Origin of the sequence: Mycolicibacterium diernhoferi (genome assembly GCF_019456655.1) — a bacterium.
GTDB classification, from domain to species: domain Bacteria; phylum Actinomycetota; class Actinomycetes; order Mycobacteriales; family Mycobacteriaceae; genus Mycobacterium; species Mycobacterium diernhoferi.
Map to the genome: position 1 here is coordinate 51,382 of NZ_CP080332.1, position 25,755 is coordinate 77,136.

At 66.3% G+C, this 25,755-nt stretch carries 24 protein-coding genes and 1 pseudogene; 11 read left to right on the forward strand and 14 right to left on the reverse strand.

Annotation, left to right across the window (positions count from 1 at the left end; translation table 11 throughout):
- Positions 1-5: 5 nt before the first annotated feature.
- The 4 genes from K0O62_RS00235 (at position 6) to dnaB (ending at position 4,400) form a co-directional block, all read left to right on the forward strand.
- Positions 6-524 carry a single-stranded DNA-binding protein gene (locus K0O62_RS00235; protein WP_073858448.1) on the forward strand — a complete coding sequence of 173 codons (519 nt, stop codon included), beginning with the start codon at positions 6-8 and terminating at the stop codon, positions 522-524.
- A 36-nt stretch (positions 525-560) separates the two neighbouring features.
- Positions 561-821 (forward strand): 30S ribosomal protein S18, encoded by a 261-nt coding sequence (gene rpsR, locus K0O62_RS00240; RefSeq protein WP_073858447.1) that lies wholly within the window; start codon positions 561-563, stop codon positions 819-821.
- 14 nt (positions 822-835) lie between these two features.
- Positions 836-1,291: a 50S ribosomal protein L9 gene (gene rplI / locus K0O62_RS00245; protein WP_073858446.1), complete on the forward strand. Its 456-nt coding sequence runs from the start codon at positions 836-838 to the stop codon at positions 1,289-1,291.
- 472 nt (positions 1,292-1,763) lie between these two features.
- Positions 1,764-4,400, forward strand: coding sequence for a replicative DNA helicase (gene dnaB / locus K0O62_RS00250; RefSeq protein WP_073858533.1), 2,637 nt, complete (start codon positions 1,764-1,766; stop codon positions 4,398-4,400).
- 396 nt (positions 4,401-4,796) lie between these two features.
- Here the strand turns inward: dnaB and K0O62_RS00255 are convergent, their stop codons facing one another.
- Entirely contained in the window at positions 4,797-5,162 is a 366-nt protein-coding gene (locus tag K0O62_RS00255; RefSeq protein WP_073858532.1) for a hypothetical protein, read from the reverse strand.
- 304 nt (positions 5,163-5,466) lie between these two features.
- On the opposite strand from K0O62_RS00255, the gene K0O62_RS00260 reads away from it, so the two are divergent.
- Positions 5,467-5,934, forward strand: a complete 468-nt coding sequence (locus K0O62_RS00260) for a MarR family winged helix-turn-helix transcriptional regulator (RefSeq protein WP_073858445.1) — start codon at positions 5,467-5,469, stop codon at positions 5,932-5,934.
- 17 nt (positions 5,935-5,951) lie between these two features.
- Positions 5,952-6,737 (forward strand): annotated as a pseudogene (locus K0O62_RS00270) (NAD-dependent epimerase/dehydratase family protein).
- On the opposite strand, the gene K0O62_RS28950 reads toward K0O62_RS00270, so the two are convergent.
- The 8 genes from K0O62_RS28950 to K0O62_RS00310 form a co-directional block, all read right to left on the reverse strand.
- Complete coding sequence (locus K0O62_RS28950) at positions 6,710-7,087, reverse strand: hypothetical protein (protein WP_165637031.1); 378 nt, start codon at positions 7,085-7,087, stop codon at positions 6,710-6,712. The pseudogene K0O62_RS00270 and the gene K0O62_RS28950 overlap by 28 nt on opposite strands.
- Positions 7,088-7,089: 2 nt before the next feature.
- Entirely contained in the window at positions 7,090-7,845 is a 756-nt protein-coding gene (locus K0O62_RS00280) for an O-methyltransferase (RefSeq protein WP_073858443.1), read from the reverse strand.
- Positions 7,842-9,182 (reverse strand): cytochrome P450, encoded by a 1,341-nt coding sequence (locus K0O62_RS00285; protein ID WP_073858442.1) that lies wholly within the window; start codon positions 9,180-9,182, stop codon positions 7,842-7,844. The genes K0O62_RS00280 and K0O62_RS00285 overlap by 4 nt, the downstream gene beginning before the upstream one ends.
- Complete coding sequence (locus K0O62_RS00290) at positions 9,167-10,228, reverse strand: pyridoxal phosphate-dependent aminotransferase (protein WP_073858530.1); 1,062 nt, start codon at positions 10,226-10,228, stop codon at positions 9,167-9,169. The genes K0O62_RS00285 and K0O62_RS00290 overlap by 16 nt, the downstream gene beginning before the upstream one ends.
- Positions 10,225-11,232, reverse strand: a complete 1,008-nt coding sequence (locus K0O62_RS00295; RefSeq protein ID WP_073858441.1) for a 3-oxoacyl-ACP synthase III family protein — start codon at positions 11,230-11,232, stop codon at positions 10,225-10,227. Before K0O62_RS00295 ends, K0O62_RS00290 begins: the two co-directional genes overlap by 4 nt.
- Before the next feature lie 8 nt (positions 11,233-11,240).
- Complete coding sequence (locus tag K0O62_RS00300; RefSeq protein WP_073858440.1) at positions 11,241-11,918, reverse strand: SRPBCC family protein; 678 nt, start codon at positions 11,916-11,918, stop codon at positions 11,241-11,243.
- Positions 11,899-13,647 carry a thiamine pyrophosphate-binding protein gene (locus K0O62_RS00305; RefSeq protein WP_079244531.1) on the reverse strand — a complete coding sequence of 583 codons (1,749 nt, stop codon included), beginning with the start codon at positions 13,645-13,647 and terminating at the stop codon, positions 11,899-11,901. Before K0O62_RS00305 ends, K0O62_RS00300 begins: the two co-directional genes overlap by 20 nt.
- A 326-nt stretch (positions 13,648-13,973) precedes the next feature.
- A complete protein-coding gene (locus K0O62_RS00310) occupies positions 13,974-14,552 on the reverse strand; it encodes a TetR/AcrR family transcriptional regulator (protein WP_073858439.1) in 579 nt (192 codons plus the stop codon).
- Between the two features lie 193 nt (positions 14,553-14,745).
- Between K0O62_RS00310 and K0O62_RS00315 the strand changes: the two genes are divergently transcribed.
- Positions 14,746-15,693, forward strand: a complete 948-nt coding sequence (locus tag K0O62_RS00315) for a GlxA family transcriptional regulator (protein WP_073858438.1) — start codon at positions 14,746-14,748, stop codon at positions 15,691-15,693.
- A gap of 33 nt (positions 15,694-15,726) precedes the next feature.
- On the opposite strand, the gene K0O62_RS00320 is transcribed toward K0O62_RS00315, so the two are convergent.
- A complete protein-coding gene (locus tag K0O62_RS00320) occupies positions 15,727-16,734 on the reverse strand; it encodes a zinc-dependent alcohol dehydrogenase family protein (protein WP_073858437.1) in 1,008 nt (335 codons plus the stop codon).
- A gap of 303 nt (positions 16,735-17,037) precedes the next feature.
- Between K0O62_RS00320 and K0O62_RS00325 the strand changes: the two genes are divergently transcribed.
- On the forward strand, positions 17,038-17,289 hold the full coding sequence (locus K0O62_RS00325) for a hypothetical protein (RefSeq protein ID WP_073858436.1): 252 nt from the start codon (positions 17,038-17,040) through the stop codon (positions 17,287-17,289).
- Between the two features lie 60 nt (positions 17,290-17,349).
- Here K0O62_RS00325 and K0O62_RS00330 read toward each other — a convergent pair whose 3' ends face one another.
- The 3 genes from K0O62_RS00330 to K0O62_RS00340 all read right to left on the reverse strand — a co-directional run bounded on the left by K0O62_RS00330 (position 17,350) and on the right by K0O62_RS00340 (position 21,762).
- Positions 17,350-19,329 carry a thiamine pyrophosphate-dependent enzyme gene (locus tag K0O62_RS00330; protein WP_073858435.1) on the reverse strand — a complete coding sequence of 660 codons (1,980 nt, stop codon included), beginning with the start codon at positions 19,327-19,329 and terminating at the stop codon, positions 17,350-17,352.
- Positions 19,326-20,954 carry a glutamate synthase-related protein gene (locus tag K0O62_RS00335; RefSeq protein WP_073858434.1) on the reverse strand — a complete coding sequence of 543 codons (1,629 nt, stop codon included), beginning with the start codon at positions 20,952-20,954 and terminating at the stop codon, positions 19,326-19,328. Before K0O62_RS00335 ends, K0O62_RS00330 begins: the two co-directional genes overlap by 4 nt.
- A 130-nt stretch (positions 20,955-21,084) precedes the next feature.
- Positions 21,085-21,762 carry a sigma-70 family RNA polymerase sigma factor gene (locus tag K0O62_RS00340; RefSeq protein WP_079244086.1) on the reverse strand — a complete coding sequence of 226 codons (678 nt, stop codon included), beginning with the start codon at positions 21,760-21,762 and terminating at the stop codon, positions 21,085-21,087.
- Positions 21,763-22,119: 357 nt separating this feature from the next.
- Between K0O62_RS00340 and K0O62_RS00345 the strand changes: the two genes are divergently transcribed.
- From K0O62_RS00345 to K0O62_RS00355, 3 genes are all read left to right on the forward strand, one after another.
- Entirely contained in the window at positions 22,120-23,067 is a 948-nt protein-coding gene (locus K0O62_RS00345) for an extracellular catalytic domain type 1 short-chain-length polyhydroxyalkanoate depolymerase (RefSeq protein ID WP_165637030.1), read from the forward strand.
- A gap of 174 nt (positions 23,068-23,241) precedes the next feature.
- Positions 23,242-23,370, forward strand: a complete 129-nt coding sequence (locus K0O62_RS00350) for an SDR family NAD(P)-dependent oxidoreductase (RefSeq protein WP_109789079.1) — start codon at positions 23,242-23,244, stop codon at positions 23,368-23,370.
- Positions 23,371-23,429: 59 nt separating this feature from the next.
- Complete coding sequence (locus K0O62_RS00355) at positions 23,430-24,941, forward strand: alpha/beta hydrolase (RefSeq protein WP_234800226.1); 1,512 nt, start codon at positions 23,430-23,432, stop codon at positions 24,939-24,941.
- Between the two features lie 38 nt (positions 24,942-24,979).
- Here K0O62_RS00355 and K0O62_RS00360 read toward each other — a convergent pair whose 3' ends face one another.
- Positions 24,980-25,684, reverse strand: coding sequence for an SDR family NAD(P)-dependent oxidoreductase (locus tag K0O62_RS00360; RefSeq protein ID WP_073858430.1), 705 nt, complete (start codon positions 25,682-25,684; stop codon positions 24,980-24,982).
- Positions 25,685-25,755 lie beyond the last annotated feature (71 nt).

The window sequence follows — 25,755 nt, forward strand, 5'->3', positions numbered from 1 at the left end:
ACCTCGTGGCTGGTGACACCGTCATCACTGTTATCGGAAACCTGACTGCCGACCCCGAACTGCGTTTCACGCCGTCGGGTGCGGCCGTCGCGAACTTCACCGTGGCTTCCACGCCGCGGACGTTCGACCGCCAGACCAATGAGTGGAAGGACGGCGAAGCGCTGTTCCTCCGCTGCAACATCTGGCGTGAGGCAGCCGAGAACGTGGCCGAGAGCCTCACCCGCGGTTCGCGGGTGATCGTGTCCGGTCGGCTCAAGCAGCGGTCCTTCGAAACCCGCGAGGGTGAGAAGCGCACCGTTGTCGAACTCGAGGTCGACGAGATCGGCCCCTCGCTGCGCTACGCCACGGCCAAGGTCAACAAGGCCAGCCGCGGTGGCGGCGGCGGTGGGTTCGGCGGCGGTGGCGGTGGAAACAGCAGTGGTGCCCCGCGCGGCGGCGGTTCCGAGCAGCCCAAGGACGACCCGTGGGGCAGCGCCCCGGCGGCCGGTTCCTACAGCGGCAGCGACGACGAACCGCCCTTCTGACCAGAAATCAGCGTTTTTCAAGAAAGAGATTGACCCATGGCCAAGACCAACAAGCGGCGGCCTGCACCGGAAAAGCCGGTCAAGACCCGCAAGTGCGTGTTCTGCTCGAAGAAGGGCAAGAACACCGTCATCGATTACAAGGACACCGCGCTGCTGCGCACCTACATCAGCGAGCGCGGCAAGATCCGTGCCCGTCGGGTGACCGGTAACTGCGTCCAGCACCAGCGCGACGTCGCCGTCGCCGTCAAGAACGCCCGTGAGGTGGCTCTGCTGCCCTTCGGTTCGTCGACGCGGTAGGGGAGAGACACACCATGAAGCTGATTCTCACCGCTGAGGTGGAACATCTGGGTATCGCCGGGGACTCGGTGGAGGTCAAGGACGGCTACGGCCGTAACTACCTGCTGCCCCGCGGTCTGGCCATCGTGGCCAGCCGTGGCGCCGAGCGTCAGGCCTCCGAGATCCGTCGCGCCCGCGAGATCAAGGAAGTTCGCGGCGTCGAGCACGCCAACGAGCTGAAGACCGCGCTGGAGGGTCTGGGCGAAGTGACCGTGGCGGTCAAGGCCGCAGCCGACAGCGGCAAGCTGTTCGGTTCGGTCACCCCGAACGCGGTCGTCGCGGCCATCAAGAAGGCCGGCGGACCGAACCTGGACAAGCGCACCGTCGAGCTGCCCAAGGCCCACATCAAGGCCACCGGCACCTACCAGATCAGCGTGAAGCTGCACCCCGGCGTCTCCGCCGCCGTGTCGCTGAACGTCACCGCGGAGTAATAGCCCGCAGTTCTCAGAACGCCCGGATGATAAGCACCTCGCTTACCATCCGGGCGTTTTCTGTGCAGCGAACAATTTGGCGCATTCTGTCCACAGCAACGTAAACCGGTTGTTAACCTGTTCGGCTTCCAGGTGCAACTCAACACGCCCGGACTGTCAACCCGGGCCGACACGCCGTAGGACTTGATGTCCACAGGTCTTCCCCACGGATAAGCTGGCCTGACCTGGGAGGCGTCGTTGCAATCCGAAGTTTGTCCACAAGTTCTCCCCAACCCGTCAACACGGCTGACCGAGGCTGTCCACACGCCATCCACAGGTCTATCAACAGGGCCCGGTTGCAACCCGCATAGCAAAGCCTTACGTTAGCCGTCGCGGTCGCCGCCGGCCCCGCTTGTCGTAGGTGCGACGTAGCTTGACGATGGCTATTATCGAATATGTGTTCGACTGAGTGTTGTGGGAGGTGGGACGCTACGTGGCTGTCGTAGACGACTTCAGTCATGCCGGTGACCCGGGGCTTGATGAACCGCCCCGCGAGGACATCGGCAGGCAGCCTCCGCAGGACATGGCGGCCGAGCAGGCCGTGCTCGGCGGCATGCTGCTGTCCAAGGACGCCATCGCCGACGTCCTGGAGAAGATGAAGCCCAGCGACTTCTACCGCCCCGCGCACCAGGACGTCGCCGAGGCCATCCTCGATCTCTACGACCGCGGTGAGCCCGCCGACGCGGTCACCGTCGCCTCCGATCTGGATCGGCGCGGATTGCTCCGCCGGGTCGGCGGTGCGCCGTATCTGCACACCCTGATCTCCACGGTGCCAACCGCGGCCAATGCCGGCTACTACGCCGCCATCGTGGCCGAGAAGGCACTGCTGCGTCGCCTGGTCGAGGCCGGCACCCGGGTGGTGCAGTACGGCTACGCCGGGGCCGACGGTGCCGATGTCGCCGACATCGTGGACCGGGCGCAGGCCGAGATCTACGACGTGACCGAAAGCCGCAACCAGTCCGAGGATTTCGTCGCGCTCGAGGACCTGCTGCAGCCCACCATGGACGAGATCGACGCGATCGCGTCCTCGGGTGGCATCTCGCGCGGTGTCCCGACCGGGTTCGTGGATCTCGACGAGATCACCAACGGTCTGCACGGCGGGCAGATGATCATCATCGCGGCGCGCCCGGGTGTCGGTAAGGCCCTCGCGCTGGACACCCCGCTGCCGACACCGACCGGCTGGACCACCATGGGGGAGGTCGCTGTCGGTGACGAGCTCATCGGTGACGACGGCCTGCCCACCCGCGTGGTGGCCGCGACCGAGGTGATGTCCGACCGCCCGTGCTACGAGGTCGAGTTTTCCGACGGCACCGTCATCGTCGCCGACGAGCAGCATCAGTGGCTCACCGAGACCCGGGCTTCCCGCAAATCGGCGCAAGCCGCTGCCGCCGGCTACAACGGCTACAAGAACCAGCGGACGTTCGCCGAGATTCGGACGACTGGCGAGATCGCGGGGTCGCTGCGCTGCCCGACGGCGGATCGGCGGCTGAATCATTCGGTGGTCAATGCCGAACCGCTGGCCGGGACTGAAGCCGACCTGCTGGTGCCCCCCTACACCTTGGGCGCCTGGCTCGGGGACGGCACCAGTGCCGCTGCGCAGATCACCTCCGCGGATCCCGAGATCATCATGCGGATCGAGGCCGAGGGCATCGTGGCGCACCGCTCCGACACCGCTGTTCTGCGCTACCACCTGGGGCTGCCGCCGGCCCCCGAGATCGCGGCGAAGGCCTGCGTGGTCTGCGGCACGATGTTCGTGCCGCACACCAGCGAGGTCCGGACCTGCGGGCGGTCGTGCGGTGGACGCGCCCGCAACACCGCGCCGGTGCCGGCGCCGACTTGCTCGCATTGTGGTGGCCCATCCTGCGGGCTCGTGCTGTGCCAGAGCTGCCGCAACATGGTGGGCACGCTGCAGGCCCGGTTGCGCACCATCGGGGTGCTAGGCAACAAGCACATTCCGATGCAGTACCTGCGTGCCTCCGAGGCGCAGCGGCGGGCTCTGCTCGCCGGCCTGCTGGACACCGACGGCACCGTGACCCACGGTGGTTCGGTGCAGTTCAGCGTCACCGACCGCCGGTTGGTGACCGACGTCGAAGAGCTGATCGTGAGCCTGGGTTACCGCTGCCAGATGTCCAGCAAGCGGGTTCCGGGCCGCACCGAGGCCTCCTCGACCGCCTACACGCTGACGTTCTCGACCGACGACATCGTCTTCGGTCTGGAGCGGAAGGCGCTGCTGCACAAGGAGCGCCGCGCACAGGGCGGGTCGGCTCGGCGTGGGTCGCGTTTCATCGTCGATGTCCGGCCGGTGGCCTCTGTGCCGGTTCGGTGCGTCGAGGTGGACAACGAGAGCCACATGTATCTGGCGAGCCGCTCCATGGTGCCGACGCACAACTCCACGCTGGGGCTGGACTTCATGCGGTCCTGCTCGATTAAGCACCGTCTGGCCAGCGTCATCTTCTCGCTGGAAATGAGCAAGTCCGAGATCGTGATGCGCCTGCTCTCGGCCGAGGCAAACATCAAGCTCGGCGATATGCGTTCCGGCCGGATGAACGACGACGACTGGACGCGGCTGGCGCGCCGGATGAGCGAGATCAGCGAGGCGCCGCTCTACATCGACGATTCGCCGAACCTGACGATGATGGAGATCCGCGCCAAGGCGCGGAGGTTGAAGAAGAAGGCCGATCTGCAGCTGATCGTCGTCGACTACCTGCAGCTGATGAGCTCGGGTAAGAAGTACGACTCACGCCAGCAGGAAGTCTCGGACTTCTCCCGAAGCCTCAAGCTGATGGCCAAGGAACTGCACGTGCCGGTGATCGCAATCAGTCAGCTCAACCGTGGTCCCGAGCAGCGCACCGATAAGCGCCCGCAGGTGTCCGACCTTCGTGAGTCCGGCTCGCTCGAACAGGACGCCGACATGGTCATGCTGCTGCACCGCCCGGACGCATTCGACCGGGAGGACCCGCGCGGCGGCGAGGCCGACATCATCCTGGGCAAGCACCGTAACGGCCCGACCGCGAATATCACTGTGGCACACCAGCTGCACCTGTCGCGGTTCACGAATATGGCGCGGTAGCGAGCGGAACCTGTGGCGTCCCGAGTTCATGTCCACACCCCATATCAAATGTCCACTCGATGTCCACAAAGCGGGATTTTTGCCGCCGTCCTATCGACGGTGTAAGACGGGGGCCAGGTCTTCTTGCCGACACGTCGGCGCTACGTCGGGTCGCGTAGCCCCTGCCTCGTGAGGGTGCGTTTCGTCCCCGCTGATGCGGCGGCAGAGATCCTGTTGGTCATTGCGGTGGGTGACCGCTGAACAGATCCGCGCGTGTCCCGGACCCAGGTGGGGTTGTGTGATTCGTGGCAGGTCAGCGGTTCGCGTGTGGACATGTACGTCGGGAAGCCACAGCACCGCCCCGGCGCGAAGTCTCGGGCCGTTCCGATACTCGCGTCGGCCCTGCGCCGGGCGCGACTACGCCTGACCCAAACTCGGCCGGTAATCAGCCGCCTCGGCCTCGGCAGCAAGCAAGGCACCCAACTCGCCCTCCTGCTGGGCAACGAACACACCGATCACCTGCCGGCATACCTCCGGCACGCTCACCCCACGCATTCTCGCAATACGGTTCAGCCCGACCAGCATTGACGTAGACACGTGAAACTGCACAGCGAACTGACCGCACGAACCATCGTCAGGCGGCAGCCCCGGACCGACCACCACAGGTTCATCCACCCCGTACTCGCTCACCTCAGCAGCCCGAGCGCGCTCGATAGCTCCTCCACTGGAGCCGCCAACGCCGTCGGCCGGGTCCCGGAACTCCTCGTGACTGAACAAACCCATTCCGCCCACGCTAGACCTCCCAGAACTCCTAGGGTGCCAATGAGCGCTCCGGTCGCGAGCAGAAGGGCGGGGGTCGGGGTCAGTTCGACTGGAAGGGGCTGTTGACCGGCCGCAGCCTTACACAGCGTTAGCCCAGGTATGGGCCCACCTCATCGCGGTGCGCGGGAGTAGATAGCACCATAGTTCGAGTAGGGAAGCGCGCAAAAATGCGCTGCGGGCTTGACGATTAGTAGTCGGCGGCGACCACCGTCGCTAGAACGCGGGACTCTTGACAGTTCGTCTGCTAGCAGACAGTATTTGTCTGGTGGCAGACAAAATCGGATCCACGCAGCACGACACCATCGGTGCGTGGACCAAGCAGTGCTACCTCGCAGGGCGTGCGGCCATGGACGATGCGCTGCGGCCCTTCGATCTCGGGGCGACCCAGTGGTACGTGCTGTATCAACTCGTCAACGCCGGACCTACCCGGCAACGCGAACTGCAGCGCATCCTGCAGGTCGAACGCGCGACGCTGAGCACCGTCGTCATCGCTCTGGTGCGCAAGCAACTCGTTGAGCAGATCCCGGACAGCGTTGATCAGCGGCAGAAGATGTTGCGCATCACCGATGTTGGGGAAGCGTTGTGGCGTGACCTGCCAGACCTGACCCAGATACATGCGGTCGCCTTCGACGGCATCGGCGACGAGGACATCGAGACCGCGATACGGGTGCTTCGAACCGCGACAGAGCGGCTCGAACAACGTCAACGAACGGAACAGTCACGAAGATCTTGATCACCGGTGCAACCGGTTTGGTGGGTGCCCGCCTGCTCCCACGCCTTGTCGATGATGGCCACGAGTGCCGCGTTCTGGTGCGTCGCCCCGGTGTGACGCCGCGCGACGTGACGGAGGTGGTCGGCGACCTCTCCGATGTGGAATCGCTCGCACCCGCAGTAAACGGTGTCGACGCAATCGTCCATTTTGCCGCGGTGTTTCGCACACCTGACACCGACCTGATCTGAAGGTCGAACCGCGATGGCACCGCCAATCTCATTGCGGCGGTGCAGGAGCACGCAGCCGATGCGCGCTTCATCATGGCGAGCACCGCGCATGTCTACGCCGCCGACGGCACGCGTCCAGGCTGCGAGGACGATACCGTCGACCCGAAACAGGCGTACCCGGCGAGCAAGCTCGCCGCCGAGAACGCCTTGCGCAGTATCGGTTTGACCTGGACGGTTCAGCGTTACGGGTTTGTGTACGGCGACGGCGACGGGCACCTGCAAGCCCTGCCGGGGCACGCCATGGACGCCGGATTTCATCCGGCGCAGCGGATGAGCCTCATCCATCACCGCGACGTCGCGACCGCGACCCGCCTCGCCCTCACCGGCGCATTCGACGGCCGCATCGTCAACATCACCGATGACGCTCCGACATCGTTGTACGAGCTCGTCGCGATTGCCGGTGGCGCCATGGAGCCGTCCTCGCGGGCACTGGAGCATCCCTGGCGTCTGCAGATGAACGGTGCGCTGGCCCGCCGGCTCGGATTCCGGCCCACGGTGCGGACCATCCATCACGCCGTCGAACAACGGGCGATGTAGCCCGCAAACCCGGGCACGGTCGAAACGGGAATGTACAGCCACCGGCGCCGCGTTGAGTGCTGCATGGCATCGAACACCTTGACCAGACGGATTTCGACAGCGGTAGGCGGTGCCGCCGTCATCGCGATGATCGGTTTCACCGCGGCATGCAGCACCGACAGCGAACCGCCCGAGCAGTCCACCACGACCACGACGGAATCCTCGCTGACGCCGACCGAGAAGTCGCTCAAACCCGCCCCAGGCCCGTTCACTCCGCCGGTGACGGCGCCGCAGCAGACGGTCCGGGCGCCGAACCAGGCCATCGACCGCGGCTGAGCACACACGCGCGTCGTGAACGCGGAGATCGACACCCCTACTCGCCGAGGTACTCCGACTCGAGCACCAGGTCGGGGACGACCGTCCCGTACTCCCCGTGGGTCTTGTGCTCGACGGTCTGCCAGGTGCGGCCCTGCTGCTCGCGCATGTAGGCGCGGTACTCCGGTGCCCCGGGGATTCTGACATTGTCGGCGACGACGATGGTTCCCTTGTGCAACCACCCGCGCGAGGCGATGCTCTGCAGGTCGGGCAGGTAGGCGTGCTTGTCATGGTCGAGAAAGATGAAATCGAGGCTACCGGCGCTGAAGCCGTGCTCGGTGGCCAGGGCGTCGAGCGTCTTCCCACCGTCCCCGATGGTGCCCACCACGCAGGTGATCCGGTCCGCCACGCCCGCGTGCTCCCAGATCCGCCTGGAGTTGACCGCATTCGACTCGGCCATTTCGACCGAGTACACGCGCGCGGTCGGCGCGGCCGCGGCGATGCGCAGCGCCCCGTAACCGCAGTAGGTTCCGAGTTCCAGCGCCAGTTTCGGGTTCGCGTGCCGCACAGCGGCGTCGAGGAGTTTGCCCTTCTCGTCGCCGACGTTGATCAGAAACGACTCGGTGTACGCGAACCGGTCGATGGTGTCGAGCACGCTGCGGATGTCACCCTCGCGGGCGTTGTCCAGGACGTACCGGACCGCGGCGGCTTCTCGACCGTCTCCCACCTGCCCGTGGGTCGCGAGCTTGCCTTGGGATGCGGCCATCCGCCAGAACGACGATCGGAGCAGCGGAATGCGGTGTTTGACTTTCATGAGTTACCTCCTTGGAGTTTTCGGACGACTTCGAGCGTGATCGGCCGGCTGGGGACGGCGGCGACGCCCCGCGGAATCGACCGGGGCAATCTGGGCCGCCGCGGTCCCGTGGGAATCCGCAGCTCGACGTTGGTCAGGATGGTTCCCAGCGCAATCGCCAATTCGTGGGCCGCGAAAGACGATCCGGGACAGCGGCGGTGCCCGTACCCGAACGGTGAGTACTCGGTTGGCGCCCGCCTGCGGCCCAGGAAGCGCTCGGGGTCGAACGCGCCCGGGTCCGGCCAGAGCTGTGGATCGGCGTGCAGCGCGGGCAGCGCCACGCCGATCACGTCTCCCGTTGCCCGTTCGGTCTGCCATGCCGTCACGGGGCACGTGAGCTGTCGCACCACGATCGACACGGTCGGATGCAACCGCAGTGTCTCGGCGATCACCGCGGACAAGTAGGGCAGCTTCGGTGCCTGCTCCGGTGCCGGATTGTCCGCGAGTTCGTCGAGCAGCGCCCTGCGGACCTTGTCGTCGGCGTGCACGTGGTACAGCGCCCACGCCAGCGTGGTCGCCGACGTCTCGTGCCCGGACACCAGCAGCGTACGCAGCTGCTGGCGGACGACGTCATCGCTGCGCCCGACCGCGTCGTCGTCAGACATCAAGACGCTCAGCACGTCATCGCGACCGTCCGGACCGGAGCGTCTGCGATGCGAAATCTGTTCTGACAACATCGCGTCCAGCTCGACGCGTCGCGATGAGAAGCGCCGCCACGGCCCGAGCCCGAACGGCGCGCGGCGCAGGGCGGGAAAGAACATGAACGGCGCCACATAGTCGCGCATCATCGCCTTCACGACGGTGACGTACCGGTCGCGGAGATCGCGGTCCTCGATACCGAACACCGCCTGAACAATGATCTGCAACGTGATCGACTGAGCCGCATCACGACAGTCGATGGTCATGCCGGGTTCCCATGTCCCGATCTCGTCCAGCACCGACTCGAACATCAACGCGGTGTAGCGCCGAACCCGGTCATGGTGCAGTGCGGGCAGAAAGCGCGCGCGTTCCTGCTTGTGCCGGTCACCGGCCAGCAGAATGATCGAGCCATCCCCGACAACCGGTTCGATCGGGTTGGGCATGGGTGGGGTGAATGCGGAGACCGGGATCTTCAGGAACTCGCGAATGTGGGCGGGCTTCGCCACGAACAACACATCGCCGAAACCCGGTATGGGCACCTCGAACGCCCTGCCGCACTTGGCACGACGCCGGAAGTAGGCCTCGGCGTCGTACCACGCGCCGATCTTGTGTATGAGCCGGAAACGCGGGCTCGACGGTCTGCTCAGCGTGGCGGACATGACGCATCCGACATCGCGGCGATCGGCGCGAGCACCGCCTCGGTGGATTGCCGGTTGCCCACGGTGATCCGCGCGCTGCCGTCCGGATAGATGCGAACCCGTGGTCCGGTGCCGTCGAACACCTCGGGCCAAAGATGCCCCTGTGCAGGCAGATAGACGAAGTTGGCGTGGGCGTCTGTGGTCCACACACCCATCTCCTCAAGCCGCGAACGCAGGTGATCGCGTTCTGCGGTGATCCGTTCGATCCGGCGGTTCAGCTGGCCTTCGGCCTCGAACGAGGCCGCGACCGCGGCCAGGCTGGCGACGGTGGCGCCGAACGGCAACTGCATCGACCACAGGACGCGGCCCATGGCCGGCGCGCAGATGCCGTATCCGGTTCTGATGCCGGCCAGCCCGTAGGCCTTGGAGAACGTGCGGACCACCACGAGGTTGGGAAAGCGGCGCAGCAGAAACCCCGGGTGGATGCGGTGTCTCGGCGCGACGAATTCGATGTAGGCCTCGTCGAGCAGCACCGTGGTGTCCGATCCGATGCGCTGCAGGAAGCGCAGGAGATCGTCGGCCGGCGCGACTGTGCCGGTCGGGTTGTGCGGCCGGCACACCACCACGACTTTCGCGTCGGCCGCGGAGTCGGCCATGGCCTCGAGATCGTGATGTCCCTGTGCGTCCAGCGGCACCGCGACGGCCTGCAGGCGGGCCATCTGCGCGAAGATCGGATAACCGTCGAATGTGGGTGTCGCAGTGACGATGCGGTCGCCGGGGCGGGTCAGCCCCTGCAGCACCTGCATGACGACGCCGGTGGCGCCGGCACCGACGATGATCTGCTCCTCCTCGAAACCGAGGTGTGTCGCGATGAGCCGACGGAACCGTTCGGGCAGGAATTCCGGATAGCGGTTGACTGAGTCGACGGCCCGGACCATGGCGGCGCGGACGGTGGGCAGTGGCGCGAACGGGCTCTCGTTCAACGACAGGGCCAGCGGGTCCTCGGCATCGGGAAGCCGCAACGGCAGGCCGCTGGGCGGGTGGCCGGAGGACAGCGCGGCGGTCATCGGCCACCCCATCGCACCGCGGCGGCACCGGCGAAGTCGCCGGCATGCGCGAAGGCCGCCATCATCACCACGTCGCCCTTCTTGACCTGACCGTCGGTGATGGCGCGCTCCAGGTTGACCGGAATGCCGGCGGCGAACAGGTTGCCGCATTCGTCGAAGGTGTCGCGATGCCTCTCCGCGGGAAGCTCCAGGGCGTCCCGCCAGTTGCGCAGGAAAGCCCGGTTGGGCTGGTTGGTGACCAGCAGGTCGATGTCCCGGGGTTTCAGGCCGATTCGGTCACACACCGCGTAGACGACCTCGGGCACCTGACGGTTTCCACGGGCCAGCACCTTGGTGATCTTGCTCTCGGTGAAGCCGATGCAGCCTTCACCGGTCCCGGGCTGCCACCACTTGCGCGGCGGATCCACGGCGATGGTCATCTCACCGGCGTACTCGCCGTAGGTACGGCACTCCACGTCCAGGATCGGCGACTCGTCCGATACGGTCAGCAGTCCGACGGCGGCGCCGTCACCCGGAACCGCCGCCTGGGCCTTACGGCGCACGGTGGGCTGGTCGAAGATCTGTCCGGCGGCGTTCTGCGCCACCGCGATCAACGCCGAGCGGCCCTGGCCGCTCTCGAGCAGAGCGGCCGCCATCTTCATGCCGAGCACGAATGCCGCGCAACCGCCGTTGTGTAGATCGATCACCCAGCTCGGACTCATGCCCAGCCGGTGGGCCATCGCCCCGCCGCCGCCATAGAACGGCATATCGGGCATCTGGGTGTGAGTGATCAGCACATCGACGTCGGCGAGGGCGTCCGGGCCGCGGCGGTCCAGCAGGCCGGCCGCGGCCCGCTCGACCATGTCGACGGCGGTTTCGTCCTGCGCGACGTGATGGCGGAACTTCGGAGCGCGGAACATCAGATTGTCCCGCAGCTCATCGGATTCGGCGTACTGCGCGTAATGCTCCGCGGGCACCGGCGCACCGGGCAGGTAGGTGGAAAGGTCGATCAGGCTGACAGTCATGGCGGTTCTCATCTCATCCAGTCGGGCTTGACGGGCAGCCCGTTGCGGTGGCGGTACTCGGCGATCGCCTTCAGGTTCAGCAGCTCCAAGCGATGACCGGCGCCGAACATGTCCCAGAAGTCGCCGACCCACACGGGTCGCTCGGGCGGTGCGACCTCGGGGTACGGATTGTGGTCATAGAACGGGTGGTGGCAGTTGGTCCACAAGACCACCGAGCCCGGCTTGTCGAGCACCACCTGTGCATCGACCACGCGCATCAGATAGATCATCCACAGGTGCCGGCCCTGGTCCCAGGCGCAGTGATAGTCAACCGTGCGCGCCTCGGGCTGAGCCACTGTGCGAGTGTAGATTTCGGTCTCCGACCCCAGCCGGTCGTGGGCCACCCACAATCCGTCGTCCTCGGTGGGGGTGAACCCGCGCAGGCTGTAGGTCCACTCCTCCAGGCTGCGGGTGTCGGCAAGGTACTCGTAGAGCTCATCGGGCGGACAGTCGACGTACTCGTTGACGGTGCAGTACGGGCCGAACACCTCGTCGTGCGGATAAACAGACCGCATCATCTCCATGATGATCGGCGTCGCCTGCTCCCGTGGGGAGGTCTCGATGCGGATCACGCCCTCGATCGGGCCGGGGGTGTCGTCTCGGTCGAGCCGGTGGGCGGCGATATCCTCAAGCGCGGGCAATGACATCTTCGGTCCTCCTGGTGGTGGTTTGAAACATGGGGTGGTCGAGAAACGGTGCGAAGGGCGGGATTTCGTCGGCTGAGCACTCGATGCTGACGACCGAAGGGCCGTCGGCGGCGAGCGCCGCGGACAGGGCCGGCGCCAGCGCGTCGGGGTCGGTCACGTCGACCGCGGGCAGCCCGGGAAACATCGCGGCCAACCCCGCGCCGAGGTTGCTCCGTGCGAACCGGTTGTAGCTGTATTCGCCGTTGTAGTAGAGCTGTTCGCGCGTCACGCACATGGCGTGGGCGTTGTTGTTGAACAACACCAGCGTGATGGGCAGCCGGTGCTGGATGGCGGTGTGCAACTCGAGGCCGTGCATGTAGAACGACCCGTCGCCGGCCACGATCACGGTGCGGCGACGCCGGGCGAACGCCATGCCGATTCCGGCGCCGAAGCTGTAGCCCATGCCCCCCATCCCGAGTGCCACCACGAACCGGCCGTCGCGCCGGGCGGGCAGCTGGTGGATCGCCGCCGCTCCGGAGTTGCCGGCGTCGACGATGATGTCCGCATCGTCGGGCAGCAGCGCGTCGAGCGCGGTGAGCGCCTCGCGGTACCGGATGCCCGGTCCATGCGGGGTCGGCGGCCTCAACTCGGTGGGGGAGGCCAAGTCGAGGGCCGGCGGCGTGTGTGGCGGGCGGCTCATGACCCTGCGGGTCAGCTCGGCAAGCGAGGACCGAAGGTCGTTGGTGTGCAGGTGATCAGCCGAGAGGTATGGCGCCGCGGACCCGATCGACAGTGTGCGGATCTGACTCAGCGCTTCATCCAGACCGGCCCGCGCGGTGACCGGCAGCCGGGTGCCCACAAGCAGGCAGACCGCACTGCCGCGGATTGCGTCGGCCACCCCGGTATGGCCCATCACCCCCGTTACGCCCAACGACGCCGATGCCATGGGGGCGCGGTTGACATCCTTGGCGTCGGGTACCGTCGCGATCCGGGCGTGCAGCGCCGCGCGGAGTCGCTCGAGCTCGTCACGGGCATCGTCTCGGGCCACCTGCTCACCGGCGATGATGGTGACCGGCCCCGAGGTTTCGCGCAGCGCCTGCAGGATCGGTTGGGGATCGTCGGCAGGGTGCCGGTCTCGGATCGCGGGCACCGTGCCGGTGCCTTGGACGGTAGCCTGCTGAACATCCTTGGGCAGCAACAACACCGCGGGACCGCCCGCCCGGGCTGCGGCCACCGCGTCGGGCAGCGCGGTCAGGATATCGGTGGGCTCGACGATGCGTCGGCAGTACACCGACACGGCCGAGAACAGCGCCTCCGCGTTGAGCGAGCCGTTGCGGCCGCTGGTGTCCTGGAAGGCACCGCATCCATCCAGCGGGGTCGGCGACTGGCCGACCAGAGCAAGCACGGGGACTCGACTGGTGTACGACTCTCCCAGCCCGGCAACCAGATTCAGTGCGCCGCCACCCGAGGTCGCGGCCACCACACCCAGCCGCGCAGTGGCGCGACTGTAACCGTCGGCCATGGTTGCCGCGGAGAACTCGTGTTTGGCCAGCACCGCGGTGATGCCCGGGCAGTAGAAGGCCGCATCGTAGAGATCCTCGACATTGGCTCCGTCCACACCGAAGACGTGGCCGACCCCCGCGAGGGCCAGGTGGTCGACGATGTGGTCGACGACCCGGACGCCTGCTGAGCGCGAGCCTGACCCGATGCTGGTTGCCCCGATCGGCGGGCCCGGTAGGACGATCGCCATGTTTCTTGCCTTCCATGCCGGCGCACGGGCGGTGCCGTGCGTGCACATCGAAAGGCATTCGGAAGCAGAGCCGGTTTGGATGGGCCGGATGTGAAAGAACTTCGGCGGGGTTGCGCGGCGGCTGGCATCGGAGCAGGTCGCGCCGCTGGAACAGATGCGGACACGCGTGGAGGGCTTCTCGGGTTTGGACCATCCGGTCGACGGGTAGCCCCGAATCGGTGCGGGGCGGTGTCGTGGCCGCCGCGCGGCCGCCGACACCCCCCCTTTTTCTGACTAGTCGGCTACAGCACGGCGGATGACCAGCACCGTCCGACCGCGAACAACCGTCAGCGCACCCCGTCGAATGCGAGCTTCAGCAGTGCGTCGATGTACTGGGGTTCGAGCGGCATCGCGTGAAACATCCGGTACTCGATGACCCCGTAGAGCACATCGCGCAGCGTCGGCGCGTCGGCGTCGGGGCGTATCTCGCCGCGCTGCTTGGCCAGGTCCGCTCGCGCACTGAACCCTTTGATGTTGGGTTCGATGACCTGGTCGAAGACGGCGCGGATCAGGCTGGGATCGGACTGACCGGCGGCGATCACGCCCCGGTACGCCGCTCCGAAACTCGTCGTCGTGATCAGGTCCAGGATTCCGATCAGCTGCTCCCGCATGTCGGCGACGATGTCGCCGGTGTCGGGGAACACGACGACCGGATTGAGACTCTGGGTTGCGGCTTCGAGCACCACCGCACCCTTCGATGGCCACCAGCGGTAGATCGTCTGTTTGCCGCAGCCCGCCCGCTTGGCGATTGCCTCGATCGAGACGTTGTCGTAGCCGAGTTCACCGACAAGGGCCAGGGACGCCTCGAGGATCGCCCGCCGCGAGTGTTCGTTACGGCGGCTCGGGTCAGGTGGAAGCGGCGGCATGACGGAAGACTAAGACCCACGAGCGCCAGATACAACACGAGACGGCCCGTCTTGACGCGAGACGGGCCGTACCGTAGCGTCAATTGATCGATCCAAGGGTGGCGGTCCCTCCCCTCGCTCGTGCGCTCCCGACCGGAAGGCGAAGACTCCCATGGCCAACACCGGTCTCCGTCGATCGGATCGGAGTCAGGCGATGCAGCGACCGCACCGGGTGGTGGTCCTGGTACTCGACGGGGCGCTCCCGCTGGATGTCGGGATCCCGGCGGAGGTGTTCCATCCGGAGACCGGTTTCGGATACGAAGTATCGGCCTGTGGGGTCACCGCCGGAACGGTGCCGTCTCATGGGGGTTTCGGCTACGCGGTCCCGCGGGGACTGGACGCATTGGCCGACGCGGACACCATCGTCGTCCCGGGCTACGCGCCGGCGGGCCGGCAGATACCGGCGCAGGTGCGCGAGGCGCTGCGGGGCGCCGCGTCCCGCGGGACCCGCATCGCGTCGATCTGTTACGGCGCATTCGCCCTTGCGGAGGCCGGCCTGCTCGACGGCCTGCGAGCGACGACGCACTGGGACGCGGCGGTGGAACTCGCTCAGCGGCATCCGCGGATCACCGTCGAGCCGAACGTACTCTTCGTCGACGAGGGATCCGTCCTCACCTCGGCGGGCGCCGCCGCCGGTCTCGATCTGTGCCTGCACATCGTTCGGCGCGACCTCGGTGTGAGCGCGGCCAACGAGATCGCACGAGGACTCGTCACCGCGCCCTACCGAACCGGGGGCCAGGCCCAGTACCTGCCGAAGACCAACACCGAAGTCCGCGGCCAATCCCTTGCTGCGACCCGCGAATGGGCCATGATGCGGCTCGACCAGCCGCTCACGATTGCCGGACTCGCGGCACACGCCCGGATGTCACCCCGCACGTTCCTGCGCCGTTTCGCCGAAGAGACCGGCAGCACCCCGCTGGAGTGGATCCTGCGGGCGCGGGTCGACACCGCCCGCGAACTCCTGGAGAGCACGAGGCTGCCGGTCGACCGCATCGCCGAACAGGTCGGCCTGGGAACCGGATCGAACCTGCGGCTGCATTTCCGCCGGCTCCTGGATGTGACCCCCACCGAGTACCGCGCCACCTTTGCCGGGCCGAGCTGATACCGCGAGGGTCGCCCTGCCCGCAGCGTTGCACTATGCGGCGCGCGGGGGAAGCTCGACAGTTTCGCCCGCGACGTCGATCGCGACCTTGCCGCGGAGCGCATAGGACCGCCTGTTCTCCAGGAGTTCATGAGCCTCGTCCATTCGAGCGAGCGGAAGAGTCGCGCCGATGACGGGCTTGACGAGACCGCGCTCGACCAGTGTGGTGAGCGCGTCCAGCTTTCCCCGGTTCTGTCGGGTGAAGACGAAGTGGTAGGCGGCGTTCCGGCCCCACGCCTCGATGAGGTTCTGCGGCTGGGCGATGTCGACGATGCTGACGACGCGTCCGGCGTCGGCGAGCGTCAGCGGGCTTCGGGTGAGCGCGTCGCCACCGATCGTGTCGAAGACGACATCGACTCCTCTGCCTCGCGTCATCGTGGTCACGGCATCGACGTAGTCTGCCGACGTGAAGTCGATCGCCGCATCCGCGCCGAGCGAGCGCACGAACTCGTGGTCGCCGGCCTTCGCGGTGGTGATCACCTGTGCGCCCATCGCTTTCGCGACCTGGATCGCGATCGTGCCGACCCCGCCCGCGCCGCCGTGGATGAGGATCGTCTCTCCCACGGTGAGCTGAGCTCGCGTCACCAGGGACTCCCAGACCGTTCCGCCGACGAGCGTCAGGCTCGCCGCCTCCAGATGGCTGAGGTTCGCCGGTTTCCGGCCGACCAGGTCGACGTCGACGACGTGCTGCTCGGCGTAAGAGCCGGGGCCACCGAAGATCCGGGGGGTGTAGTACACCTCATCGCCGGTTCGGAACTCGGTCACGTGGGATCCGACTTCCTCGATCACACCGGAGATGTCGTGCCCGATGATCGCCGGGAGCGGCACATGATCCGCGTAGTCTCCGCGACGGATCTGAAAGTCGAGTGGGTTGACCGCGGTCGCATGGACACGCACCCGTACCTGGCGGGGTGCGACTTGCGGGACGCGGACCTCGCGCAACTCGAACGCATCGAACCCTCCGAACCGGGCGAGCACAACGGCTTTCATCGGATCTGTCATATCGGTGTTCCTCACCGTGGTCGGGTATCGCGGCGCGCCAGGACGGCGGCCCTCTCAGTGTCGCCTCCAGAATCCACACATTCCAGTGGCCACGATGCCAATATTCGCGAGGATAGTGACACGGCTGTCGCGCGACGCCACAAAACCCCCGGCCACGGTCGGCACGGGAATGTGCCGGTACAGGCACTGCGTTGACCAATCTGACAGCGCACCCAGATCTCCGAAATAAGGCTGTCGCAGCCGGTTTCGCGAGTCATCGCGCAGGCCACCATTCACCACCCAGAGGAAAGTAAGGGACCGAACATGGCATCGAATACCTTGACTCGTCGGCTCACAGCAGCGGTAGGCGGTGCCGCCATCCTCGCGATGATCGGCTTCACCGCAGCATGCAGCACCGACAGCGACAAGCCCGCAGAACCGACCACGACCACCACGGAGCCCTCGCTGACGCCGACCGAGAAGGTGGTCAAACCCACCGCCGAAGACTTCACTCCGCCGGTGAAGGCACCGCAGCTGACGGTCAGGCCGCCGAACGGGCCCGTTCTCCGCGATTGAGTACGCGTGTCGCTGTGACGTCGCCGCCGACAGAATACTGGTCGGCGGCGACGTCGTCTCCTAACGGGATTGGGGATCGGTGATGATCTCGACGAGCGCCGGCCCGCGATGGTCGAGGGCTCGGGTGATCGCCACGGAGAGGTCGGCGGGGTCCTCCACCCGGACACCGTGGGCCCCGCAGTTGCGGGCGAACGCCGCGAAATCGGGGTTGCGCAGCGAGGTCTGCCATACCGCATACTCGGCGGCCCGCTGTTCGTCGCTGATCTTCGCGAGTTCACCGTTGTTGAGCAGGATGTGCGTGATGTTCATGCCGTACTTGACCGCCGTGGTGATCTCGGCAAGGTACTGGCCGAATCCGCCGTCGCCGGTGATCGCCACGACGGGCCGGTCAGGGTCGGCAGCCCAGGCTCCCATGGCGGCAGGGAACCCGAAGCCGATGGATCCCAGATAGCCCGACATCAGGACCGACTGCTGTTTGGTCTCGAAATACCGCCCGAACGAGTACGCGTGATCGCCGACGTCGACCGCGAGAACCGCGTTCGCCGGCACCAGGCCGTTGAGTGCCTCGATGACCGCCGCTGCAGCTACGCCGCGGTCGGAACGCGCCATCGCCCGGCGAGTCTTCTCGGCCCGCCAGATGCTCCATCGCGCCGCGATCTCGGAGCGCTGGTCGACCAGCTCCGGATGCGGACGCAGCCGAGCACTCAGTGCAGCGCAACTCATTCCGACGTCGCCGAGTAGCGGTACCGTCACCGGCTTGAACCGGCCGAGAGCGAGCGGGTCGGTGTCGACCTGGATTGTCGGCTTGTACGGCGAAATACCGGTGTGGTCGGAGAACGACGCGCCGAACACGAGCAGCAGATCGGCCTTGTTCATCATCCAGGACGCCACCGGGGTACCCGAGCGGCCCAGCACACCGCAGGCCAGGGGATGCGCATCGGAGATCTGGCCCTTGGCCTTGAAGGTGGTCAGCACGGGGGCGTGCAGGGTCTCGGCGAGTGCGAGCACGGCATCCATGTCGTGTTTGGCGCCGGCGCCGACAATCACCACGGGGCGGGTCGCTGCCGAGATCTGTTCCAGGGCCTGCTGCAAAGGTGCCGTCGGGGGCCCGGTCCGCAGATCCGGCATGCGGCCCTGTGGTCCGGACGCCGGATGATCGGGAGCATCCAGCACCTGAACGTCGTCAGGTATGACCAAGTGGCCGACGCCGCGCTGCAGGATCGCGTGCTTGAGCGCCAGCGTCATCAGTTCGCCGTGTTCCGAACCGGCGCGCACCATTTGGGAGTAGACCGCCACATCGGCGAAGGCGGCGAGCAGGTCGATATCCTGAAATGCACCTTTGCCCGCCACCGAGGAGTTGACGTTCCCCGATATCGCCAGCACCGGCGCGCGATCAGATCTGGCGTCGTAGAGTCCGGTCAGCAGGTTCGTCGAACCCGGCCCGGCAATCCCGAAGCACGCCGCGGGCCGGCCGGTGAGTTTTCCATAGGCGGCGGCGGCGAAGGCCGCGGCTCCTTCGTGACGGACGCCGAAATACCTGAGCTTTCCCTCGGTTTCCGCGCGACGAAGCGCTTCGGCGACACCCAGGTTGGAGTGGCCGACCATGCCGAACACGGTGTCCACGCCCCAGTTGATCATCGTCTCGACGAGGACATCACTGACTGTGCGGGTGTGGGCGCCCGGCGGTGTTGCGGCGACGTAGACGCCGTCGTCACGGACCTGTACCGGGTAAGTGGGGACGTCGAAATCGGGTCCCCCGGCCGCCTGACCGGTGAACGGGTCGAAATCGAACCCATGCCAGGGACAGCGGATCTTGTCGTTCTCCACAGTCCCCTGGCCGAGTGGTCCTCCCTGGTGCGGGCAGCGGTTGTCGATGGCGCCGTAACGGCCATGCAGCCTGGTCACCGCGACGGTCTTCAGCCCCACCGGACAGACCCGCACTTCGCCCTCGACGAGCTCGTCCGCATCGGCGACTTTGTGCCAGTGAGGGTTTCGCTGCCGGTTGTCGGCTGCGTCGGGGGTGTGGTTCGTACTGGTCACAGCGGCACCGCTCCTGCATAGGAGATTCCGCTCAAGTACGCGAAATCCCGGTCGAATGTTGTGAGATCGTCGAGGTCGAAGTCGGCCAGGCGGCGGTGTCCACACGCCCGGGCCAGCACCACCATCAAGTCCACGACGGAGCGCAAATAGCGATTCAGTCGCTGGGCGGCTGCCGGCACCGGGAGCCGCGCGCGCAGCCGCGGGTCTTGAGTGGCGATGCCCGCAGGGCACGCATTGGTATGGCAGGCGCGCATTCCCACGCACCCGATCGCCTGCAGTGCCGCGTTGGACAAGGCGATCGCGTCGGCACCCAGTGCCAAGGCCTTGACCATGTCCGCCGGGGTGCGGATGCCACCGGTGATCACCAACGTGACGTGATCGGCGTCGGACCGGTCCAGGTGTCGCCGGGCCCGTGCCAGCGCCGGGATGGTGGGTACGGAGATGTTGTCACGGAAGATCGTCGGTGTGGCTCCGGTCCCGCCACCACGGCCGTCGAGGATCAGGTAGTCCACGCCGATCTCCAGCGCGGCATCGATGTCCTGCTCGATGTGCTGTGCGCTCATCTTGTATCCGACCGGAATTCCGCCGGACTCGTCACGCACCCGCGCGGCGAAATCCTTGAACTGTGCCAGGGTCTCCCACTCCGGGAACCGAGCCGGTGAGATGGCCGGCGTCCCCGGGACCAATCCCCGAACCTCGGCGATGCGTTCCACCACCTTATTTCCGGGCAGGTGTCCACCGGTGCCGGTCTTGGCGCCTTGCCCGCCTTTGAAGTGAAATGCCTGCACCTTGGGCAGATGCTCGAAGCTCCATCCGAACCGGCCGGAGGCCAGTTCGTAGAAGTATCTGGAGTTCAGCTGTTGTTCTTCGGGAAGCATGCCGCCCTCACCCGAGCAGATTCCGGTGCCGGCCAGTTCGGCTCCGGCGGCAAGTGCGGTCTTGGCTTCTTGGGACAGCGCGCCGAAGCTCATATCGCTGATGAACAGCGGGATGTCGAGGGTCAGTGGTCGCCTGGCCCCGGGGCCGATCACGGTTTCGGTGCTGACCGGTTCGTCGTCCAACAGCGGCAGCCGACGCAGTTGGGCGGGCAACAACTGGATCGAATCCCAAGAAGGGAGCCGATTGCGCGGAACTCCCATCGCGTCCACCGGGCCGTCGGGACCCACTCGGCTGAGCCCATGTGCGGCGAATTCGTGAATCTGCGTGACGAAGGGTTCTTCGGACGTATCGGTGGGCGTGATCCAGGCGCCTTGATAGCCATCGTCGCCAGACGGTCGCGGGTTCGACGCGGCGAACGCGAACACTGCCGATTCGTCAACGTAGACTTCGCCGTCGGTCACCCAGGCGGGGAACATGGTGAGCGCCACCGACGGATTGACCGGCGCGATACCGGTTTTCGTGTCATACCGCCACCCGTGGAGATCACATATCAAAGCGTCGCCCTCGATATGCCCGTCCGCCAATCGCGCGCCACGATGCGCGCAACGCCCGTGCAGCGCTGAGATGTCATTGCCCGAGCGGATCAGGACCAGGTCCACTCCCGCGACTTCAACCCCGTACGGTGCTCCCTCGGGTATGTCCGCCAGCGCTGCCGCGTGTACGGCTTTTCTCACCACCGCGCTCACCGACCCGCATCCTCAGGTCCGCTTGATGGCTTGCCGGCCCAGGACCGGTCGTGGTTCACGGCGTGCATCGATCTTCTCCGGTGTTGGTGCGGTGGAATGAGCGCGAAGGCGTGTTCGAGGCTGCTGTCGCTCAAGTCAGAGCCGGCGCCAGGTTACGCCGGCGATGTCGGACCGTGGTCTCGGCGCCGGATGTGCTTGACGCCAGGAGGTATCCGCGTTCAGCGGCGAGCTCGGCGAGCAGAACCCGTAGCCGTGCTCTGCCGCGATGAATTCGCGACATGACCGTGCCCGGCGGGGTTCCCATGATTTCGCAGATCTCTTTGTGGGGGAGGTTCTCGACATCGGCGTAGTACACCGCCATCCGAAACACCTCGGGCAATGCGTCCAAGGCCGCTTTGATGTCGTTGTCGGGTAGGGACTCCAAGACGATGAGTTCCGCGGAGCGCAGTGCTCTCGGTGACCGTTCGGCGTCGGCGGCCAGCTGCCGGTCGGGGAGCGAGCTCGTGAGGGTCTCCGCGGGCCGGCGTATCCGCTTGCGGTAAGCACTGATGTGCGCATTGGTCTGAATTCGAAGGAGCCACCCCATGAGATTCGTTCCGGGCTGGTAGCTCCGAAACCCTGCGTATGCCTTGATCATCGTCTCTTGCACCAGGTCTTCAGCGTCGGCGCGCTGCAGGGTCATCCGCATCGCCGCGGCGAAGAGCCCGTCCAAAAGGGGGATCACCTCGGTCTCGAAACGGGAGCCCAGTTCGTCGTCGGTGTCGTCGCGTCGATCAGGCATGCTCATGGCAGTGTTCCTAGGCTTCATCGGATGACGTCAGCTCCGCGCCATGGGCGAGAAACTATGTCTCCCAACTGGTTTCGGTTATGGGTATAACGGCGTCATCGAGGTCGGTGGCACGCGGATCTCCCTTGTCGGGCATCGGGCGCTCAGGAGCAGGCGACTCCGCGAGGGACTGCATGTTCTGAAATGGGGCAAACAACACGATACGAAACGACCCGTCTCGTGTCAAGACGGGGCGTTTCGTCTTGTGGGGATGTGGTCCGCTGAGCATCCAGTGCCAAGAGTCGGGCATTGGGGCGTGAACTAAACCGAGGAGCGGCGGCGTTGACCCCCTCGATGTCAACTACCAGCACTGGCGAGACACACCGCCGCCGACCTCGGGTGAAGCATCGGCGCAGACGTGCCGTCGCGGCCCTCGCGCTGGCGATGACCATGGCGCTGACGAGCGCGACAGCCGCCGTCCAGTTCGGCGCGCCGTGGCAGATGGGCGCCGGGGATCGCAATCATGTGTTCGTCGGCGACGGCGGGTATCAGCGCTACCAGGTGCACGTCCCGCCCCGCCACGACGGGGCCTCCGCGCTACCGGTGGTCATGGCGATACACGGTTGCGGGATGACCGGATTCGGGTGGAACTCGATGAAAGCGACCACCCAGTTCAACCGCCTGGCCGACCGCGAAGGGTTCATCGTCGTGTATCCGACACAGCGACTGCTCCGCAGCGCGGTCAACTGCTGGAATTCGACCGAGCCGCGTGAACAACATCGCGGCAGTGGGGAGCCCGCACTGTTGGCCGGTGTCGCGCGACAGGTCGTCGAGGATTACGGCGCCGACCCGCGCCGGGTCCATGTCGTGGGCGCGTCCTCCGGGGCGGGTGCCGCCGTCATTCTCGCAGCCACCTACCCCGATGTATTCGCGACGGTCACGTCCGTCGCGGGCGGTGAGTACGGGTTGAATCAGGTGCGCCCGGACGATCCGGGCGCGACGCCGCCGGAGTACACCGCGCGTCAGGCGTGGGTCCCGCCACTGGTCGCCAATCGCCTTGTCGCGCACTGGACCGCGGTGCACGATCTGGTCGACGACGGTCTGCTCAATGACAGCCTGGCTGTGGCGGAAGAAACGCACCACGTGCCGGCCGCATCCGGCGGCCACGCGTACACCCGGACCACCCGCACGGCGGCAGGGGGTGCGATGGTCATCGAGTCGTATCTCGTCGACGGCATGGGGCATGCCTGGCCCGGGCCTTTCGGGAGCGGCATGTTCACCGACGAAGCAGGGCCCGACGCAAGCGCTCTCGCTTGGGATTTCGCGAGCCGATATGCACTCTCCTGAACCCTGACGACACAAAACACCCCGAGACGTACCGTCTTGACGCGAGACGATACGGGTCGTATTGTTCGTGCAATGTCCACGGGCGGGCAGCACCGCGTCGCCGCCCGCGTTTCCCCATCAGAAGCCAGAACTCGCTGCGGAACAAGCTTTTGCGGCACAGAATCGGAGACTTCGATGTCCGCACTGAGAGGTAAGACCGCACTCGTCATCGGAGCCACATCGGGCATCGGCCTCGCCGCGGCCCGCGCGCTCGCCGAGGAAGGCGCCTACGTGTTTGTCGACGGCGGGAGCAGCCAGTTCTGATGCCAACGAAACGATCGGCGCTTCCGAAGACGAGCGGCGGCGCGAAGACCCTTACTCCTGTGGTTCTCGCAGCGGCGATCACGATGGCGGGCTGCTCACCAGATGGATCGGCCGTCCACTCGTCATTTGACCTGGACCGGTTCTACTCACAACAGATCGCCTGGGAGTCCTGCGAGAGCTACACCAATACCTCCATCGAAACCGCAGTCTTCGCCCTGGCGCCGACCATGGAGTGCGGGCACCTGAAAGTCCCGCTGAATTACCAAGAACCGCAGGGGAAGACGGCACTTGTCGCGGTCGCGCGAGTGCCGGCCCGCGGCCAGTCCATCGGCTCGTTGGTGATCAACCCCGGTGGGCCCGGCGGTTCCGGATTGTTCGCCACCGCGGCCACGGCACTGGCGCTTCCGGACGGTCGCCTGACCGAGAACTTCGACCTGGTCGGCTTCGATCCGCGTGGGGTCGGCAGCTCGGAACCTGCCATCGAATGTTTCACCGACGCCGAAGCTGATCGAGGTGACTTCATGCTGAGCACCCAGGGCACCACGCAGCAATGGACAGAACAGGATACGAAGGGCTTTGTCGATCGGTGCGCGGAACGTTCGGGCGGGATCGAGGTGTTGACCAGCGTCGGCACCCGCGATGCGGCGCGTGACATCGACGTCCTGCGGGCCGTGCTTGGTGATGAGAAGCTGACCTTCCTGGGGCAGAGTTACGGAACGAGGCTGGGCGCGGTGTACGCCGAGCAGTTCCCGCAGAACGTGCGCGCGATGCTGCTCGACGGCGCCATCGATTCGACCCAGGGCACTGTCGAGCGTCGGATCGGCGCGTACGCGGGGTTCCAGCGCTCCTTCGAGCAGATGGCCGCATACTGCGCCACCGAGACCGACTGTCCGCTGGGCGACGACCCGGCCCGTGCAACCGAGCAGTTCCAGCAGATCGTGCGTCCGCTCTACGGACAGCCGGTGCCGGCGTTGAGCTCCGATCTCGGGTTCGACGAGGCGATCGGCGGGGTGATCTCCGGTCTCTACAGCGAAGCGGCGTGGCCACGAATTATCAAGGGCATAAGCCAGTTACAGCAGGGCCGCGGCGATGAACTGCTGCAGTTGAGTTACGACTTCTCGCTCCGCGACACCGAGGGACGCTGGCCCAACTTCGTCGAGGCGCTCTATGCCATCAACTGTATGGACGAGGAAAGGCTCACCGAGGAGCAGGGCAATGCGCTGCGTACCCGGATATTCGAGGACGCACCGTTCATGGATCCCGGAGTCGCGCTCACCGGCGCACGGGACGGCTGCGAACAGTGGCCGGTCGAGCCGACGCTGGGCATCCCGTACGCGACCGACATCGTGGGACTACCGCCCACACTGGTCGTATCGATCACCGGCGACCCCACAACCCCACATGCCGGCGGCCTCGCGCTGGCCGAAACGCTGGGCAGCACCTTGCTCACCGTGGAGGGCGAAGGGCACACCATCGTCATGGCCGGAACCAATCAGTGCGTCAACGAGATAGCCGCCGACTACCTGATCGACCTCACGCTGCCGCCGGCCGGGGCGTCCTGCGAACTGTGAGGCCGTTCGGCCGTCCGGCTCGACGCATTCATCAAGACTCAGCCGAGCGATCCAAGCCCCGGCGTCGGCAACTGTCGTTTGACAACCGGGTCGAGGATTTCGATCTCGCCGGCTTCGAGACCGTCGAGCGCCAAGCGGACCAGATCGGCCGGGTCCATCACGGCGCCGTCCTCGAATGTGATTCCGTGGCGTTCTGCGAAGTCGAAGAGGGTCTGGGTGCCCACCAGGCCGGGCACCAGTGCAGCAACCTGAGTTCCCTGCGCGGCCAGTTCGAGTCGCACGCCGTTGGTGAGCCCCCACTGCGCGGACTTCGCGGCGGCGTAGGCCGTGTTGCCGTCGACGGTGGCCCATGCCGCCGCCGAGAGCACGTTGAGGATGGCCCCGCCGCCGTTGCGCGCGAGGATGGGTGCGAATGCCCGGATCATGGCGAGGGTGCCGTAGTAGTTCGAATCCATGGTCGACCGGATCGCGTTCAGGTCCCCGGTCACCAGGTTGCCGCCCGCGGTGTCGGCGGCATTGTTGATCAGCACGTCCACGTCTCCGGCCAACGCGGCGACCGCATCGACCGATGACTGGTCGGTGATGTCGAGGCGCAGCACCTCCGCGCCGGGAATGCGCACCAGTTCGGGACGACGTGCCGTGGCGTAGACCTTGGCCCCGCGTCGGATCAGGTCCACGCCGAACTGATGGCCGATCCCGCGGTTCGATCCGGTCACCAGGGCGGTGGCTCCATAGAGCTTCATTTGTCTCCCAGGGTCTTTCGCACACCTAAACTAATATGACCGATTGGTCATGTTGATCTGACCAGGCTCGC